Below are 18,683 nucleotides of genomic sequence, written 5' to 3'. Positions count from 1 at the left end.
CGCCGGCTGCGTTTTCCGGCCATCAACGCCGCGCGTCCAACGGACACGCGGCGTTTTTGTCGTTCGATGTGATCGATCAGTTCTTGAGCACGCCGCCGACCGCTACGCCGGTGCCGAAGATCAGCGCCTTGGTCAGGAAATCATTGTTGTCCCGCGGCGGCGGCTCATCCTCGCGCACGACCTCCCGGTTGCGCCTTTTCTGCACGAACTGCTGCTGTCGGCGCGGCTTCTGGGCGTACTGCTTCTTGCGTGGCTTTTCCGCCACCGGCTTCAGCGTGCGGGCCTTCTGCACCATCTGTTTTTTCGGCTTGTCCACGCCGGCCTGGTCGGCCTCATGCTTGGCACGCACGGCCTCCATCATCGGATCCGTCTGGATAACCAGGAATGCCAGTTGCTCGCGCGTCAGGAAGGTGGTCGGAGGCAGCCCGTTCCCCTCTTGCCAGTCGCCGATCGCTTGCCGGGTCTTGGCGCCGATATTGCCGTCAACGCGGCCAAGCTCGTTGCCCAGCGCCTCGACGCGCAATTGCAGGTCGATGCGGCCCTGGCGATCGAGACCGATCGCGTTCTCCGTCGCCTCGGTGCCCAGCACCTTCTTCATGTCGTCCGAAATGCCGACCGAGGTGCGCACGGCAGAACCCGAGTTCGCTTCGTCGGCATCGAGCGCTGCCACCTGCCGTTCCTGGGCTTTCGGATCGTTCAGCGCATCGATGTTGAGCCGCGCCACCGTGGCGAAGCGGCCATTCGGGAACTGTTCGAGATAGGCTTCGTAGAATGGCGCGGTGTTGCGCTTCGAGGCCTCGTCCCAAAGCCGCTGCTCGACTTCCCACGAAGGCGGTTCGCTGGTGACGGGGGCAGGGGCGGGCGCTGTCGCGGCGTTCGCGTCGTCGGCGGCCGGTTTTGCCACCGGCACGGCTTCGGCGGCCGGTTTGCCAAGGAAAACCTCGCGGCCCAGCGATGCGTTGTGCCATGGCCGCTGGCGGCCTTGCGTGGTCTCGGCCACTTCGCCGCGCACCCGCGTCAGCGCGCTCTGGATCTCGATGCCGGGTTCGGTCAGGTGCCTGGCGAGCGCGGTCGAGTAGGGGCTGTCGACGCCGTTGCCGTCAAAGGCGATGGCGCCCGGGTCGGTGGCATAAGCAATCAGGATGCCGCCGGTGCCGACGCCCTCTGATTTAGGGTCGATCGGCGCCAGGCCGGTGCCCAGCGCGGTGGAGCGGGTCTTCGGCATCGCGGCCGCCAGTGTGCGTGCCAGCGGATTGTCGCGGCAGGCATCGAGGATGATGACGCCGACCGCCGGGTCGGGTGGCAATGCGGCCATGAAGTCGTCGATCTGGACGGTGCGGGTCTTGAGATAGGCAGGTGACGTCAGTTCGGCGTCGACCGGGATCAAAAAGTTCTTGCCGTCGACCTGCATGCCGTGGCCGGCATAGAAAATGACGGCGAGGTCGGCATCGTAGGACTGCTCGGTGAATTTGCTGATCAGGCTGTGCATGCCGGCATTGTCCTGGTCGACGCCCTCGATCACCTCGAAGCCGGCATTGCGCAGCGTCGATGCGATGAGATGCGCGTCATTGGCCGGATTGGGCAATTCGACGGCATGGACGTATTTGCTGTTGCCGATGACCAGCGCGACGCGTTTGACGCCACCGGCATCCGGCGCCGCCGCCTGGACGGTGCCAAGCGCGGTCAGCATTAACAGAAAAAATCCGCTCAAAAGGACGGCAAACGCTTTCATGGGATCGGCCCTCCGCCCCAATGGGGCGCGTTATTGATGGCTGCGCATGCTAAATTTCACCAGCGACTGTATCGCTTCTGCCAAAATGGCTGTTGGGCGTATGTGATCCCAGCCACAGTTTTGGTTCACAAGGACCCAAAAACCTTCCCAAATATCCGCAAACATACCATTCGCCGGCCTCAGAACCAATCGGCTTGGCGAAAGCCGGGGCGAACTGCCAGCTCTAGCCCGGCTCAAGAGTATTTTGGATCGAGCCGACCAGTGCCGTTATCGCCTGCTTGTATTTTTCGAACTCCGGCGATGTCTGGCGGACTTCCGTCGTCGTCTGCTGGCCCGCATCGGTGGTGGCGGGCGTCGGCAATTTGCGGCCCATCTTCCGTTCCGCCCAGTCGACGACGTAGCTGGCGGTCTTGCCGGCAAGAAACGGGTTGGCCTGGATAACGGACGAGCCGAGCACGGCGCTCAACTGCGCCGATCCCGGCGACGCCAGCACCTGATGTGCGCCTTCCATGCCGAGGAAATGGCAGAGATAGAGCCGGCCGGCGGTAATCTGATGGCCGCGCGCCTTGAGATAGGCTTCGCCCTCGCGCGCCAGATTGCGCACCATCTCACGCGAGATGGTGGCGTCGTAGCGCAAAGCGAGCAGGTCTGCGGTCGACAGCGATCGCGCGAGTTCGGGACGATAGGTGTTCATCATCCGGATCCAGGTCTTGGATATGAACTGGCCGGCGCCTGTCGCCGAAGACAGCGGGTTCTTGGCCCGCGCGCTACCGCCCGATTCGACGTGGACGATACGGTCGGTCAGCGTTTCGACGGCGGGATCGCTGGAAGTGACGGCGATTGCAGCGGTCACTGTTCCGAGCGGATCGATCGCCTGACCGCTCTGGTAGAGTTCGAAATGCAAATGTGGCCCGGTCGACAGGCCGGTGGTGCCGATATAGCCGATGATGTCGCCGGCCTTCACCTTGGTGCCGACACCGCTGGCAATGGCGAATTTCGACATATGCGCGTAGCGCGTCTCGCGGCCGCCGCCATGGGCGATCTTGACCACATTGCCGTAGCCGCCGCCGTCGCCCTGGAAGATGATCTCGCCGTCGAAGGCTGCGGCGATCGGGGTCCCCACGGGTGCCGCCCAGTCGACGCCCTTGTGGATGCGAACAACGCCCAGGATCGGATGCTTGCGCGGCCCGAAGGTCGACGTCATGACACCGTTGACCGGCGTCACCATGCCGTTGGCCACCGTCAGCGAGCGCACCTGGTCATCGCCCGAGACGCAGGAAAACTGGCCGTCGCTCTGCTGGAAAACGAAACAATCCAAGCTCTTTTGCGTGCCTTGGATACCGACATAGAGCACCCGTCCGTCGGTCTCGTTCTTGCCGCGCGGCGTCTGCGAATAGATCAGCACAAGACGCTGGTCCTCGCTGGCGAAAGCATCCAGATCCTGTCCCCGCGACAGATACATGATGGCTTCGCCAATGATGCCGCTCGGCACATTGTTGCGGGCCGCCGTCGAATAGATCGCGTCGAGCAGGCGGTATTGCCGTTTCTGCGTGCCTTCGGTCTCGGCGCCCGAATAATTGAACAGGTCCTCGCGCACCCACGGGTCGACGCCCGACACGAAGGCACCGGCCGCGTTGCGTGTCAGCGTGCCGACAAAGACGTTCCTGGCGTAGATCGAAACCTGCATCAGCGACATCGTCGTGGTCTCGCGCGTCGGCCTGAAGCCGCGCATCGCCACGACATAACCAGACTGCAGGCCGTCCTTGTCGAACAGCGCCTTCAGCGCCTCGCCGGCAAGCTTTGCGTCGTCGGCGGAAAGATGCGCATCGAGCGCCACGCTGTCCAGGCTGCGGTCGTTGAGGATTTTCACGAAAATGTCCTCGGTCGCCTCGAAGCGCTGGTATTCCGAGCTGACGGTGGCAACGCTGGTGTTGTTTTCGACCGGTGTTTTCTGAAAGGCGGGGAGTGCTGCTTCGCCCTCATCGATGGTCTCGCCCCAGCCGGCCTCGGGGTCATCGGCCGCCGCCGATGCACCCGGAGCGACCTGCGGGTCAGGAGCTGGGCCGGAGGCCGCCGGAGCCCCGTCCGCGCCGGGCGATGGTTGAAGATCGTTCTGCAGGTCATTCTGCGGATCGCTGGGTTCGGCGGGTGGCGCGACCGCGGTCTTCCGCTGCGCCTGGAAGAAGGCGAAATCCTCCTGCGTCGAGGGGATCGTCGTCATGAATTTTTCGCTGGCGCTCAGCATCACGTCGGAGAGAACCATGATCTGAGGGGAGATGCCGGCCTGGTCGAGCTCCGTCGGGCGCGGCATCCCGCGGCTCTTGGCGGCGCCCGCCTCCGGCGCCAGTGTGATCCACATCGGGTCGCCGGCAAGGTCGATGATGGCCGGCACGTAGACCGATGCGTCGGCCGGCACGTCGTCCGAGTCTTCGACGGCATGCAGTTCCTCGTCCTCGTCGCGGAACGACCAGTAGTCGGCGGTAAGATAGAAGCCGGTGGCAATCGCGGCGAGGACGATTGTCGCCAGGCCAGCCGCCAGCCCGAGCCAGATCCTGCGCCTGCGTAGCGCGGCGCGCGCCTGCTTCTTTGCCTTGAAGCTGGTGTCGATGCTGTGCGTCACGGTGCGCTTCCGGTCAGGAAGAAGGTCCAGCGCACCTGTTCCTGCGTGTCGACTTCGAGAAACTTCGCCGCGATATGGCCGCGCTGCCAGCATTCATCGATGCCGCGGATCGAGAACCGCCGCCGCTCGATGCACATGTCGGTGGAGCCTGCCAGGATGGCGTGGCCGAAGACATCCGTCGCGTAGATGTAGATGTAGCGGTTGGTCAGCTCCTCGCGGATGACGTTGACGCATTGATTGGCGCCGATGGTCCACCAGCCATCGGTCTGGTCGGCATCGTCGACCTTCTGGCCGACGGCAAGATTGACAACGTCGAGCGTCTGGTTGCAGACGGTGAATTCGGCGCGCGCCTGCCCGGTGGAAAGAAGCGCCAGCAACAGCGTCGCGACCGCGCTCGCGGCGAGCTTCACGCGCACGTTCCGGGCAAGCAGGACGGGATCTCGGCGACGGCGTTGCATCGGCGTCGGTGCCTAGCCGCCGAGGCGGAAGTATTTGGCGGTCGCCGAAAATGCCGAACTCCTGGCGCCGATCTCGTCGAGTATCCTGGGCAACAGCACCGAGGCCGGCGTCGGCGTCGAGAAGTCCGCCGCTTTGATGTCGTCCGGGCCGGTGATCACCATGATGATCTGCGGCAACGCCTTGCCTGCCGCCTTGTCGGCGGCGCCGAGCCCGATCGGGATCGAGAAGGTCGCCTTGTCGGCTTGTACGACAACATGATCGTCGAGGTTGAAGGCGATGCCCCTGTGGTCGATCAGGAACACGCTCGACACCAGCCCGCCATGCGTCATCAGCGTGCCGTCGATCGGCGAGCCGTCCGGCACCGATGTCTGGTCGAGGACAAGCTGCGGCCTGTCGGCCGTGCTCGCGCCCATGAAACGCAGGAAGCCGGTGATCCCGCATTGCGGGGGCTGGATAAGGCGGACGCTGATATCCGGCTCGACATGGAACTTCGCCTGGAATTCCCCAAGCAACTGTTCGAAGGGTGGCACCGACATGCCGAAGCCCTCGATCGCGACACCCTTGTCGGCGACCGACGTCACCGTCGCAAAAAAACAATCACCACCATTGAAGGCGCGTACCCAGGTGACCCGCTCCGCGGCCGCATCGGCCGGTGGCGGCACCTCCGGCTTGGGCACGTTCATGGCAATGTCGGGCTCTGCCGGCTTGTCGGCCTGCTCACCGCTGGCGATATCGGGCTGGCTCGGCTTAGGCTCCGCGGTCGGTTCAGGCGCCTGCGTGTCCGGCTTGGGCGCCTGCGCGGTCGGTTCAGGCGCCTGCGCCTTGGGCTCGGGCGCTTGAGCGGTGGGTTCCGGCGTCGGTGCTGTGGGTTTGGGGGCCTCGGCCGTCGGTTCAGGTGTTTGCGTGGCTGGCGCTGTCGCCTTGGGCTCTACCGGCGGACTGACAGGCTCGGGGTTCTTCGCGGCATCGGACTGTGACGGGCCGGATGGCGGTTGCAGCGCGACGGTCTTGTCGGTTGGTGCGGCCGGCAGCGGGGCCGTAGCGCTCGACGCGACTGGTGGCGTCGGCTGCGGCTCGACCGGCGCTTTGGCCTGATCTTCAGCCGGAGTCTCCGCTGGTTGCGGCTTTGGCACCGTCTTCTCGACCGGCGCAGTGTCCGAAACGGGCTTGTCAGCGACGATCGGCTTTGTCAGTTCGGGTTGGAGCGGCTTGCCGGTGTCGGTGACGCGAGGCCGGTCTCCGAATCCCACGATACCCGATGCATAGAGCCCTCCAAGCGATACCACGGCCACCGCCGCCAGCACCGCGATCGTCAGATTTCTGCCTGTAGTAGCACGCTTCGGCGGTGTGCTTGCTCGCTTGGGAGTTTCAGCAGCCGGTTTCGGCTGCGACAGGTGCGCCGGGCGCACGTGCGGCACGAAAGACGGCTCCGCCGTGGCGCTTGGCGGGGCCGAACCGAAGCCTTGGGCCGGCGAGTCCCCGATCTTCGAGACAGGCCCTGCGGTCTGCCCGGTTCGCGGCAGACCGGGCCGGGGCGCGAGCGATGCCGGCGGCAAGGTCGCGTCGCTGTCGTCGCGCGTCAACCGGGCGATTTCGGCCATGCTGGCCGGTCGATCATCCGGGTCAGGCTGCAGCATCGCTTCGACGATGTCCCTGAAATCGGCATCGATGCCGGAGAGATCAGGGACGGTCCGCCGTTTTTCGACGATCTCGTATTGCGAGCCGCCCATATCGATCGGCTTGCCGCGCAGCGCCGCCGCCAGCACCAGCCCCAGGCTGTAGATGTCGGACTGTTCGCTGACCTCGCCGCCATAGAGCCCGAGCTGCTCGGGGGAGACGTAATTGTATTTTCCGGCAAACTTGCCGCCGATCAGCGTCTCGCCGCCGACCGCCGCCGACCGCGCAATGCCGAAATCGATGATTTTTGCCCGCTCGACCCGGCCTCCCGGCAGGATGATGTTGTCGGGCGAAAGATCGCGGTGGATGGCGCCGGCCTGGTGCACGGCGCTCAGGCCCGAGGCCAGCCGGTGGCACAGTTTGCGCACATCCGGAGTCGCCATCGCCCCGCCGCGCATGATGTCGTAGAGCGACTGGCCGTCGACGAATTCCATCGCCAGATAGGGCCGCCCGATGCCGGGATCTATGGTGAAGACGTGGTAGCGCACGACCGCGTCATGCGACAGATGGTTGAGGATCGAGGCTTCCTTGCGAAACAGCGACAGGATCGTCTGATCGCGGGCGAATTCCGGCAGCACGATCTTGATCGCGACATGATCGCCGGTCTGGATGTTGTGGCCGCGATAGACTTCGCCCATGCCGCCCGACGCGATGCGTTCGTCGAGCTCGTAGATGCCGCTGAGCTGCGTGCCGACGCTGGTATCCGCCATGTTGGGCAATAGCCGGGTCTTGTCGTCGGAGCTCATCGGTCTTGGCCTCCTGCACGGGACAGGCCATTGCCTTTGTCTCTGATCTTGACCAGCACGATGGTGACGTTGTCGGTGCCGCCGCGCTCGAGCACCATGGTAAGCAGCTTTTCGCAGGCAGCCTGCGGCGCTGCCGAGAGCACTGCTGCCGCAATTTCCGCGTCGCTGACATGCGCCGTCAGCCCGTCCGTGCTGAGGATGAAAATGTCGCCGGCAAGGGTCTCTCCTTGCTGGAAGTCGATGGCGATTTCGTCGTTGACGCCGATGGCGCGGGTGATGACGTTGCGGCGCGGCCAGTTCTCCGCTTCGGCTGCGCTGATCGCGCCGCTGTCGAGCAGTTCCTGCACCTCGGTGTGGTCGCGCGAAATCTGCGAGATCGCGGCGTTGCGCACGAGATAGACGCGGCTGTCGCCCGACCACAGGCAGGCGAACCTGCCGTCCATGGCCAGCAGTGCGGCAACGGTGGAGCCGATGGTCACGCCGCGTGAGCGCGAAATCCGGCGAATCTCGGCATGCGCCCGGTTCAGCCGATCCTCAAAGCGCGCGCGCAGATCCGGCGCCGAACTGGCGATGCCGATCGTCGCCAGATGCTCGACAATGCTTGCCGAAGCGACTTCTCCGGCCTCGTGCCCGCCCATGCCGTCGGCCACCACCCAGAGGCCGATTCGCGGCTCGACCAGAAAGCTGTCCTCATTGTGGTCGCGCACGCAGCCCTTGTGGCTCACGCCGTAGCTCTCAAAGGCGGCATCGTTCACTTGCCTACGCTCCGCAACGCCTTGGCTGACGTGCCTGGCCAGTCTGCCACAGCCCCATTCATTAGAGTATCGAAATCTAAGCCGCTGATGACGGACGGTGTGGTGCCGCCGCTGTCTCTGCGTCCTGCAATCGCTGGTCCTGCCATGCAATTCCCCATCAGAAAGCCTTCGGACAGCTGAAGGCGGAAAGCGCCGGCAGCGTGAATGGGTTGCCGTCCTCCCCGGTCTTGATCGTGTAGGCGACATCCCGTCCGCCGATGACGAAATGCGCTTCGAGACTGTCGCCATTGGCGGTGACCTGTCCCTTGTCCAGCAATCGTTTCAACGCCCAGGGGCCGTCGAATTTGATTGCGGACTCACGGCCGGGCAGCTCCGGCGTCAGGCTGAGACTGGCCGAACCGGTCTTGCCCGGCCACGGAATCAGGCCCGGCGTGTTGCCGGCCTGGGTGGCCTGCAACACCTGGCCGTCGATATTGAGCAGCGCCATGTCGGCATCGCCATGCAGCGACAGCGGCGTGAAGGTGATGTTGATCGACGGCGCCGGCCCGCCGAGCGGAAAGAAAGCCGCGCGGATTTGTGCCGCGAGCTGAAAGTTCTTCAGCGTCGATTTCGCCAGATTGCGGCCGAACCTGGTGTCCTGTTTCCAGTCCCAGTCCTGGCCGCTCATGTCGACCAGCGACGCCAGGTTCTGCGCGAAAAACCGGTCGAGAACCCCGCCCGGAGAAAACAATCTGGCAAAATCCGCCATGGCGACATCGTCGGTGCCGGCGGGGGCAAATGGAAAGCGCCCGGCAATCACCTCCTCGCACGGACGGCCGACGGTCTCCTCCAGCATCTCGTTGAGACGCGTGGTCGATGTTTCGGCGACGGTGCCCTCGAAATCGTCCGCCGCCGCGCTGACCATCCTGGCCAGCGCCTTCGGCAGCCGCGAGGCGTTGGCGCGCAACGTCGAGATCTGCAGCTGCAGATTGGCGTTGGCCTGGTCCGTCTGGGCGGGGACATCGGCGGCCAGCCGCACGCTCTGATAGATTTCGCGGAAATTCTGGGTGAGGGCGTCGAGCGGCCGCTGCCCCGGCGCCCCGGCCACCAAAGCCTGGAAAGACCGGAACTGGGCTTCGATGTTGGCGCCGGGATCCTGGCTCTGGGTGCTGACAAAGGCGGTCCCGGCCCTGCTCTGCGATTTGCGCGCCGCAATCTCGATGCCGATGTGGGCGAGGCCCTTGGCGCGCGCGGCGATTTCCTGGTCGCTGTCTTGAGACGGCGCAGCCGGATTGCGCTCTTGCGTCAAAGCTGTTTCGCGCGCGATCGCCTCGAACAGCTGCATCAGCGGCGAACTCGGTGATCCCGCTGCGGACAGCGCCAGATATTGCGGTTTGTCGGCGGCCATTGCCTTGAACTTCAACCTGTCGAGCACCTCGTTCCACGCCGCCGCAAAGCCCTTGCCATAGCGATCGAGCAGCTCCGGGCCGAGCTTGAGCAATTCCTGGTCGAAACCGCCTTGCTCGCCGCTCGAGCCGATCACCCATTGATCGTCGACCAGCGCCTGCGCGCTCCTGGCAAGTTGCGCCAGATAGAAGTCGAAGCCGGCATGGGTGTAGAGACCGGGGACGCGAAGGCCGGCGAGATCGTTTCCGTCATTGCGCTCGAACAGCATCGGCGCCTCCGCGCCGGCTTGCGATGACACCGAAAAATCGTCCAGCGCCGCCGCATAGGTGGCCGACTGGATGAGCGCGGTGGCGCGATCGGCAAGGCTCATGCGGCCGAGCGAGCGCTGGGCGGATTCGACCAGCGCGCGGTTGAGTTCGAACGAGGGATCCTGGTCATCGTCGAGCGCCAGCATGGCGCGCAAATGCTTCTCCAATTGCGCCCGGCCGTCGCGATTGTGGGCGCCGGGATAGCGGTTCTGTTCCCAGTCCCGTTTCAGCCAGGTGACGACCAGCTCGTCATCCACTTTCGGCGCCTTGCCGCCCAGCATCAGGTAAATCTTCAGCGGCTCGTACAGCGCCATCGGATCGGCCATCCTGGCCTCGATCGTGCGTTCGAGCTGGAACAGCAGGCGCGAGCGGAACATGCGCTCCAGCCCCTGCCGGTAGGCGGTCTCGCAGGCCGAAAGGATACGCTCACGCTGGCTGAGGCCGAACGTCGCCGTGGCCGGGGTGGGCTGGTCTCTCGTATCGTAGCCGGCCGGCAGGCCGCGCAGCGCATCGAGCGCGCCGATGACGGTTTCGAGGTCGGCATCCGACACCGTCGTGCTGGCCAGCAGCGGCGCGGCTGTCGCGCGGTATTGGCCTGCCGCCTGGCCGGTCGCGGCGACCAGCGATTTGTTGGTCGTAAAGCTCAGGCCGAGAACGCCAAGCGCGGCGATCGCTATGGCCGCGATCGCTGTCAGGCCGGCGTAGCGGGCGATCGCAACGCGCCTGTCGGCCGCCCTGTCATAGGACACCCAGCCGGACTCGGCGAAAATGACGCGGCTCAACAGATCGTGCAGGAAGAAGCTTTTGCCGGTGCCGGAAAGATGCGCCTGGGCATTCCTGCCGAAACTGCGGCCTATGCTGCCCAGCAACTGGTCGATCGGCGTGCCTTCCTGCGTGCCGGAAGAAAAATACAGGCCGCGCAGGGGGGCGTTCAGCTGCTTGCGCGTCGGCTCGAAAACGCCCTCGAGGAAATGCACGATCCGGCCTTTCAGCCCGCCGAGCTGCGCGGCGAAGCCGAAAATGGCGATGCGCGCGACCGGATCGGTCTCCGCCTGCAGCCGCTCGCTCATCTCTTCGGTCAGGCGCTTCACCAGCGCGTCGAATTCGGCTGGCGCTTCCGCGACCATGTTCAGGCCGCGCTCGGCGGTCTGGAAGGTCGCGCCCCACACCTTGCGCCGGCGTGCTTCGTCGAAACCGCCGAAATATTCCATGAATCCGGAGACCAGGTCGGCCTTGGTGAACAGCACATAGACGGGAAAGCGGACCTTCAGGACCTCGTGGATTTCCTGCAGGCGGCTGCGGATCTCGGCGACGCGGGCCGCCTGCTCGCTGTCCGCCATCAGATCGGAAAGGCTGATCGCCAGGATGACGCCATTGATCGGCTGGCGCGTCCGGTGCCGCTTGAGCAGCGACAGGAACGCCAGCCAGCTTTTGCTGTCGGTCCGTGCATGGGAATCCTGCGTCGTGTAGCGCCCGGCCGTGTCGATCAGCACCGCCTCGTCGGTGAACCACCAGTCGCAATTGCGCGTACCGCCGACACCCGCCACCGGCTGCGCCTGGCCCGACCCGGCAAGCGGAAAGTTCAGGCCGGAATTGACCAGCGCGGTGGTCTTGCCGGCGCCCGGCGGGCCGATGACGATGTACCAGGGGACGTCGTAGAGGAAGTTGCGCTTGCCGCTCGACTGCCTGAGCGTCGCGACTGCTTCGTTCATGCGAGCTTCCAGCACCTTTGCGTCGCTGCCGTCATCCTCGGCGCTGGCCATGGCGGCCTCCAGCGCCTTCTGCGCCTTGCGCCTGCGCCAGAACCGGATTGCATAGATGATCGCCACCGTTCCGACGACGATGCCGATGATCGCTGCCCGCAGCCAGATGGGATCCAACGGCCGGGCGCCGGCAAAGCGGATTAACGGGCCGGCGTACCAGACCGCGGCGGCAAAGCCGGCGAGCGCGAGCGCGCTGAAGATGCGCAGCAGCCAGCCGGTCACAGCATCTCCTCCCGCGGGATCATTACATCGACACGGCGGTTTTTGGCGCGGCCCTCCGGCGTTGCATTGTCGGCGATGGGCTCGTCCTCGCCCTTGCCCTCGACCTTTGTCCGCGACGGACCGCTGAAATGCGCTGCGATCATCTTTTCCACCGACTGGGCACGTGCGACGGAGAGGTCGAAATTCGATTTGAAGGCGCTGGTCTTCTTCGGTTTGACGTTGTCGGTGTGGCCGACGATCCGGATCGGCCCGCGCTCCGCGTCGAGAGCCGCCGCGATGCTGGCGGCCACCGGCTCGAACTCCGGCTTGACCTCGGCTCGTCCCGACTGGAACAGCAGGGCGTTGCTGATTTCCACGATGATGAAATCACCCTTGGTGCCGACGCTGACGCCGCCGCCTTCGATCTCCTTGGCCAAGGCAGTGCGGATGCGATCGACCTGCGCAATGGTCGTTGGCGCTGCGACGACTTTCACCTCCTCGGTCAGCGGCACGAAACCGGTGCGCTCGATGGTGACCGGCGTCGCCGGATTGAGCGCCAGCAACTCGCCGGCAACAGCCTCGCCATCATTGGTGATGAGCACGCGCAGCGTGAAAAAGGCTGCGGTCAAAACTGCCGCGGTTGCAGCGGCTATGGCCCAGAGCGGAACCCGCCTGGAGCCTTGCGCCGATGTGACCGACAAGCCTTGCCAGCGCGGCGAGATGTCGTCGTCACCGAGGACGCGGAAATAGGCTGATGTCTCGTAGACGTCGCGGCGGACCCGTTCGAGGCTCTCGCGCGGCTGGCCGCGATACTGGCCTTCGAAGCCAAGCGACAGGCAGACATGCATCAGCTCGATGAGATTGCGATGAGGTTCCGGCGTCGCCAGCACCGTGTTCAGCGCCTGGAAAAAACCGGCGCCGGTGGGTTTGACCTGGAAGAAGCGCTGCAGCATGGCGTGCTGCGCCCACGCATCCCGGCTGGAACCGGGCAGATTGGCGACGATATCGTCGGCGGTTTCGCAAAGCACATAGCTGGCGATGCGCGCATCCTCTTCCGAAGTATCGGTCCTGGCGATCTTGCGGTCGAAATCCTCGATCAGGCCGGCGACATGCTGCGCCAGCTTCTCGGCCTGTCTTTCGACGGCCACCAGCCGCAGATGCCCAACCAGCATCAGCAAGGGCGCCGCGGCAGCGACGATCGGGTTGGCCGCGCCATAGTCGACGCCATCGCTGGCGCCGAGCAGCGCATCCAGCGGCGTTTTCCCAGCCGTCCCGGCTGAGCCGTGAACGGGCGGATCGGCCGGCGCGTTGGCGAAGGGCGTTCCCTGATAGATCACCGTCCCCGTGACGTCGGACGGCGGCTGGCGGCCGGCGTTGGGATCGAAAACCGTGGGTTCCGGGACGCTGGCAGGGGCGATCACCGTACTGCCGGGGGCCGGCGCATCGCGGGCGAGAACCGTCTTTTGCTTGCGGCCGGGATTGGGGCGGCTGGGGCGGATGACGGTTTTGCCGGTCGGATCGAAAGGATCATCCTTCGAGCTCATCGCCGATCCCTGCCTCTACGCCCGCGCGGCGCGACGCACAGCGCCATGTCCGCGCGAACGCGGACCGCAGGACGCTATCTCGCCGTGACATGACATGTGCCGCAGAACCCCGAGGTCGACCAACCGTACCCGCGTGCTCAATTGTCGTATGTGATCGTAGTCTCAGAAGGTTGCGATGGAAACCCGGCGCAATTTTGGTCGCCGGCCGGTGCCCGGGTGGCCTTCACGGTGTCTTCAGAAGTGCGCGGGCTTAGCCCTTGCCAGTCTTCTGCTTGGCGGCCTTGGCATAGGCTTCGCTGAAATAGGTGAGGAATATGTCCAGCATGCCGTTCTCGTGCGCTTCCTCCTTGGCCCGCCAGGTCGCGACCAGTGCGTCCCAGGCGCGCGTCTTCTTCGAGGCAAAGGAGGATGGCGGCAGTTTTTTCGCAATCGCCTCGGGCGACAGATCGTCAAGCAACCGCGACAGCGCCGCCTGCATGGCGGCGAAGGTTGCGAATTCATGCGTCTTGAGGTCGTGGAAAGCGTCTTCGATGCTGTGCCGGGCATCGAGATAGCCGGATCTACGCCGCGCGAACATGATGTCGAGGATTTCGTCGGTCCCGGGCACGAACTTCAGCGGATTGTTGTCGGCGGAATTGATCATGGTGCGGTCGCTGGTCTTGGCCAGGACTTTCGCGGCGGCGCGCGCCTTCAACAGCAGCACCAGTTCGTCGACGACGATGCGCAGCACCGCGCCGATCTCGCCGGCCACCTCCTGCGGCTGGCGCAGCAAAAGCACCTCTGGCGGAATGCCGGCGCCGGCGGCAATCGCGCGCAGGATCTCGTCGGCTTGCTGCGGCCGGCTGGAGAGCGAAGCGGGCGGCGCGGTCGGTGACCGTGGCGATGCGGCATGGTCTGGAAAGGATCCAACGGGCATCTGCCGTTGCGTCGAACCATGGCCACCGAAGGCTGGGTTCCCGTCATCGATGGATACCGAGACGATATAGCGGCCGATCCGGAGCCGGTCCCCTTGCGCCAACCGGTGTGGGCCGGTCAGGCGCTGGCTCGACCCGTTGACGAATGTGCCATTGCGCGAGACGTCGTGGAGAAAAAAAGCGCCGCCTTCGTAGCGGATTTCGCAATGCCGGCCGGAGATGAACTTGTCCGGATCGGGCAAGGTCCAGGCACAGTTCTCCCGCCCTATCTCGAAGCCGCGGTCGCGCGATGCGTAGCCGGGCTGCAGCCCGGCAGGCAGGACATCGACATTGCTGATCTGCAGACTGATGAACATGCGCTATGGTCCGTCGACCGCTGCCGTTTCCATTGATCCGATGTGCCACAGTCTAGCAGCTTGCGGGCACAGCGGGAGAGCGGCGTTTCACACTGGCGAAAGCGGCGCAAACAGCAACGGCCTGCCGCTTGTCCTCTTTGGTCTGCCATAGAACATGTGGTAGGCTCAACATGGCTTGGGTGGCAAGTTGCGAAATATCCCTGAACGTGAGGTCGTTAACACAAGAAGGGCTTCGAACCTGCCACACTAGCGCTCAGGAGGGGCACGACCCATGCCGAGTGAACAACGCGCCGCGCTTGTGCAGACGCCGGTCGGCGCCGAGCTGTTGACCTTTACGCATCTCGTCGGCCGCGACGAGATCAGCCGCTGCCTTGCCTACACCGTTGGATTTGTTTCGACCAATGCCGATATCGACCCGCTGAAGATGCTGGGCGGCGCCGTTTCGATCGAAGGCGAGGCCGACCCCAAGCGCTGGTTCAGCGGCCTCATCGCCGAGTTCCGCCTTACCCGCATCGAAGATCGGCTGGCTCACTACGAGGCGGTCGTCAGGCCGTGGCTGTGGTTCCTCGGCAATACCACCGACTGCCGCATTTTCCAGGACAAGACTGCCGTCGAGATCGTGGAGGAGATCTTCTCCAAATATGGCGGCATCGCCAAGTTCGAGAAGCGCTTGCAAGGCTCCTATCCGCCGCGCGAATATTGCGTGCAGTACGACGAGAGCGACCTCGATTTCGTGCAGCGGCTGCTCGAGCATGAAGGCATAATGTACTTCTTCGAGCATGCCGAGGGTGAGCACACACTGATCCTGGCCGACGCCATGAGCAAGCTCAAGCCGGCGCCGGGCTATGAGACGGTGCTATATCAGTTCGAAGGGCAGGGCTCGCGCCGCGACGTCGAATACATCACCGACTGGATTCCAGGCAGCGCGGTGCGCCCCGGCGCCTATGCCCACACCGATTATGACTTCGAAAAACCCGCCGCCGATTTGATGGCGAAGTCGGCGCAGCCCTTCGGCCACAAGCAGGCCGCGGGCGAGAACTATCGCCACCCCGGCGCGCATCTGGAAGTCGGGCGCGGCGACAGCCTGGCGGCGATCAGGCGCGAAGAAATCCAGGCGCCACACCTGCGCATTGCCGCCGTCGGCACGGTGCGCGGCCTGTTTTCCGGCTGCACCTTCAAGCTCGACGGCTTTCCGCGCGACGACCAGAATAAGGAGTATCTGGTGATCAGCGCCGAGTACCGGCTGTTCGATCCGGGCTATCGCGCCGGCGTCGACACCGATGGCGAGAATTTCAAGGTGGTGCTCGGTGTGGCGCCGACCTCAGTTGCTTATCGGCCGCCGCGCATCACGCCAAGGCCGATCATGCGCGGGCCGCAGACGGCGACGGTCGTCGGTCCGTCCGGCGAGGAGATCTTCACCGACAAATATGCCAGGGTGAAGGTGCAGTTCCACTGGGACCGCCTCGGCAAGAAGGACCAGAAGAGCTCCTGCTTCGTGCGGGTGTCGCAGACCTGGGCCGGAAGCGGCTGGGGCTTCATCCAGATCCCGCGCATCGGCCAGGAAGTGATCGTCGATTTCATCGAAGGCAATCCGGACCTGCCGATCATCACCGGCCGGGTCTACAACGCCTCGCAGATGCCGCCCTACGGACTGCCTGGCAACGCCACGCAGTCCGGCTGGAAGTCCAACTCGTCGAAGGGCGGTGGCGGCTACAACGAACTGATGTTCGAGGACAAGGCCGGCTCGGAGCTGGTCAACTTCCAGGCGCAGAAGGACCACCACCTTCTGATCAAGAATGATCGCCAGAAGCTGGTCCAGCACGACCAGTCCGACCGCATCGACCACGACGCCAAGCACTCCGTCGGCCACAACCTCGACGAGGACGTCGGCAACAACAAGACGGTCAAGGTCGGCGTCGACCAGACGACCAATATCGGGTCGAACGACACCGAGACGGTGGGCAAGAACCGCTCACTGACGGTGGGGGTCGATGAGACGATCAACATCGGCTCGAACTCGACCGAGACGATCGGCGCCAACCACACCCAGACCGTCGCGATCGTGCAGACGGTGACTGTTGGCGCGGCGCGGGTCGATTCGGTCGGAGCATCCGAGACCCGAACTGTGGGCGGTCCGCAGACGAACACGATCGGTGCGACGCGGTCGGTCACCGTAGGTGCTGCGCAGAGCCACGATATCGGCGCGGCTGATAGCTGGAACATCGCGGCGGCGCAAAGCGTCAATGTTGGCGCCGATCAGAGTTTCACCATCGGCGGGGCACAGTCGTCGCAGATCGGCAAGGGCAGGTCGGCAAAAATCGCTGCGGACGACGCAACCGATGTCGGCGGCGGGCACGCGCTCAAGGTCGGCAAAGGCAGCGGAATCCAGATAGCCGAAGACAGTGTGATCAAGGTCGGCAAGAATCTGATGATCGAGGCGGCCGACTCGATCACGCTCAAATGCGGTTCGGCCTCGATCACGATGAAAAAGGATGGCACCATTGTCGCTGATGGGAAGGATATTACCCTCAAGGGCAGCGGCAAGATCACCGTCAAGGCCGACGGCGAGGTGATCGTCAAGGGCAGCACGATCAACAACAATTGAGGGCATCATCATGGAAGTGCTGGAGCGTATCGACGGCGTCGTGATCGGCCTGCTGATCGGCTTCCAAGGCGGGGCGCCGCTGGTTGTCTTCGTCGGCAATCCGCGCGAGACCGCGATAGCGGCGCGCAGCCTGACGGAGCTGGACGTTTCGGCCGTCGGATCCGAACTGGCTTTGCTCTTCGAGGGCGGCGACCCGGCGCGGCCGCTGGTGGTCGGGCGCATCGTCGATCCTGCGCCCCGCGGCAGGAGCCTCGAAGTCGTCCGCGACGGCGAACGTGTCGTCATCAACGGCGATGAGCGCATTGAACTGCGCTGCGGCCTGGCATCGATCATTCTGGAGAAGAATGGACGCGTGACCATTCGTGGCACCCAGTTGACCAGCCAGGCCAGTGGCACCAACCGCATCCGCGGCGGGGCCGTGCATCTTAACTGAGGCATTGCCGATGCACAGCATCGCGACCATTGCGGCGATCGTGGACCAACACGCCGAGGACGCGGCGTTCCTGTGGCTTCGACGTCGTCTGGAGATCGACGGTCCAATCCTCGACGAGACCGATATCGGCCGCATCGACCAGCGTCTCGAAGCCAATCTCGAAGGGCTCATGGCAGCCGGCAAGGCCGGTTGGGAAGCTGCTCAAGCGCGCTTCGCCGACTACGCCGAACCGGGCGAGATTTTCGTGCTTGGCACTCTGGCAATGCGTTGGAGCGATGCCAAATTGGTGACCTCTGCAATCGACGCGGGCGCAAGCCTAGGTGACGCCGGCATATCGAGCCTGTCTGCCGCGATCGCGCGCACGCCGGGCGAAAACCTGCGCCCGTTCGTGGCGCAGTGGCTGGACACGCGCGACGCGCGGCTGCGCTGTCTTGGGCTATCTGCGCTCTGGCATCATCGCGTCGATCCGGGACAGCGCCTGCATGATCTGGCCAGCCATTCCAATGCGAACGTGCGTTGGCGCGCCGTCCGGCTCGCCGGCGTGCTCAGGCGGCGCGACCTGCTTCCGGAAGTCCTGGCTGGGCTTGACGGCGAGACAACGAAAGAACGTCTTGCGGCCGCCTTCGCTGCTTGCCTGCTTGGCGAGGCTCGGTCCGCGCACTCGGTGATCGACAAGATCGTGCTGACGGAGACGGACCATGCGCAGGCGGCGATCGAGTTGCGCCTGCTGACGACGCCGCCGAAGGCCGGCAAGGCCTGGCTGCAATCACGTCTCGGACAGCCTGTCTTGCGCATCGCGGCCACGGCATCGATCGGGCTGCTCGGCGACCAGGCGGTGGTGCCGTGGCTGATCGAGAAGATGCGCGAGCCGGAACTGGCATCCGCAGCGGGTGCAGCACTTCGCGATCTGTTCGAGGTGGACTTCGGCGACACCGACCTTTTCGTTGCCGATCCAGCTGTTCTTGGCGAGGGCTTTGCCCAACTCGACGACAGCTCGCTGCCGGCCGCCGATCGCGTCGAAGCATGGTGGGACGAAGGGCGCGGCGGGCGCAACCATCGTCTGTTCCGTTCGATGCGCAGGCTCAGGGTGGATGCGTTGCGCGCGGCAATCGCCACGCCCGAGGCGCCGCTGGCAGACTGGCGCAGGACACGCAAGTTCCCGGCGTGGATGTGATCGCTTTCGC

At 64.7% G+C, this 18,683-nt stretch carries 11 protein-coding genes; 3 read left to right on the top strand and 8 right to left on the bottom strand.

What is annotated here, in order from left to right; all coding sequences use genetic code 11:
• Positions 1-76: 76 nt before the first annotated feature.
• The 8 genes from NKJ57_RS17210 to tagH all read right to left on the bottom strand — a co-directional run bounded on the left by NKJ57_RS17210 (position 77) and on the right by tagH (position 14,461).
• Entirely contained in the window at positions 77-1,690 is a 1,614-nt protein-coding gene (locus tag NKJ57_RS17210) for a caspase family protein (RefSeq protein WP_023695271.1), read from the bottom strand.
• 265 nt (positions 1,691-1,955) lie between these two features.
• The gene (locus NKJ57_RS17205) at positions 1,956-4,352 is read right to left on the bottom strand and encodes a M23 family metallopeptidase (RefSeq protein ID WP_352511501.1); all 2,397 of its coding nucleotides are present in this window, start codon (positions 4,350-4,352) and stop codon (positions 1,956-1,958) included.
• Positions 4,349-4,810, bottom strand: coding sequence for a DUF1036 domain-containing protein (locus NKJ57_RS17200; RefSeq protein ID WP_023667922.1), 462 nt, complete (start codon positions 4,808-4,810; stop codon positions 4,349-4,351). Before NKJ57_RS17200 ends, NKJ57_RS17205 begins: the two co-directional genes overlap by 4 nt.
• 12 nt (positions 4,811-4,822) lie before the next feature.
• Complete coding sequence (locus NKJ57_RS17195; protein ID WP_352511503.1) at positions 4,823-7,234, bottom strand: serine/threonine-protein kinase; 2,412 nt, start codon at positions 7,232-7,234, stop codon at positions 4,823-4,825.
• A complete protein-coding gene (locus NKJ57_RS17190; protein WP_352511504.1) occupies positions 7,231-7,989 on the bottom strand; it encodes a PP2C family protein-serine/threonine phosphatase in 759 nt (252 codons plus the stop codon). Before NKJ57_RS17190 ends, NKJ57_RS17195 begins: the two co-directional genes overlap by 4 nt.
• A gap of 157 nt (positions 7,990-8,146) precedes the next feature.
• Positions 8,147-11,668 (bottom strand): type VI secretion system membrane subunit TssM, encoded by a 3,522-nt coding sequence (gene tssM, locus NKJ57_RS17185; protein WP_352511506.1) that lies wholly within the window; start codon positions 11,666-11,668, stop codon positions 8,147-8,149.
• Entirely contained in the window at positions 11,665-13,191 is a 1,527-nt protein-coding gene (tssL, locus tag NKJ57_RS17180; RefSeq protein ID WP_352511507.1) for a type VI secretion system protein TssL, long form, read from the bottom strand. Before tssL ends, tssM begins: the two co-directional genes overlap by 4 nt.
• 250 nt (positions 13,192-13,441) lie before the next feature.
• Complete coding sequence (tagH, locus tag NKJ57_RS17175) at positions 13,442-14,461, bottom strand: type VI secretion system-associated FHA domain protein TagH (protein WP_352511509.1); 1,020 nt, start codon at positions 14,459-14,461, stop codon at positions 13,442-13,444.
• A gap of 271 nt (positions 14,462-14,732) precedes the next feature.
• Here tagH and NKJ57_RS17170 point away from each other — a divergent pair, with 271 nt between their 5' ends.
• The 3 genes from NKJ57_RS17170 to NKJ57_RS17160 are packed head-to-tail and all read left to right on the top strand — an operon-like array spanning position 14,733 to position 18,673.
• On the top strand, positions 14,733-17,066 hold the full coding sequence (locus NKJ57_RS17170; RefSeq protein ID WP_352511511.1) for a type VI secretion system Vgr family protein: 2,334 nt from the start codon (positions 14,733-14,735) through the stop codon (positions 17,064-17,066).
• Positions 17,067-17,073: 7 nt separating this feature from the next.
• The gene (locus NKJ57_RS17165; protein WP_023682625.1) at positions 17,074-17,499 is read left to right on the top strand and encodes a DUF6484 domain-containing protein; all 426 of its coding nucleotides are present in this window, start codon (positions 17,074-17,076) and stop codon (positions 17,497-17,499) included.
• A gap of 10 nt (positions 17,500-17,509) precedes the next feature.
• Positions 17,510-18,673 (top strand): hypothetical protein, encoded by a 1,164-nt coding sequence (locus NKJ57_RS17160; RefSeq protein ID WP_023704807.1) that lies wholly within the window; start codon positions 17,510-17,512, stop codon positions 18,671-18,673.
• The last annotated feature ends 10 nt before the right edge of the window (positions 18,674-18,683 follow it).

Source organism: Mesorhizobium sp. M0077, assembly GCF_040322955.1.
In the GTDB taxonomy this organism is placed as follows: domain Bacteria; phylum Pseudomonadota; class Alphaproteobacteria; order Rhizobiales; family Rhizobiaceae; genus Mesorhizobium.
Note: the sequence above shows the minus strand (reverse complement) of the source record. Positions and strands in the feature narration are given on the sequence as shown.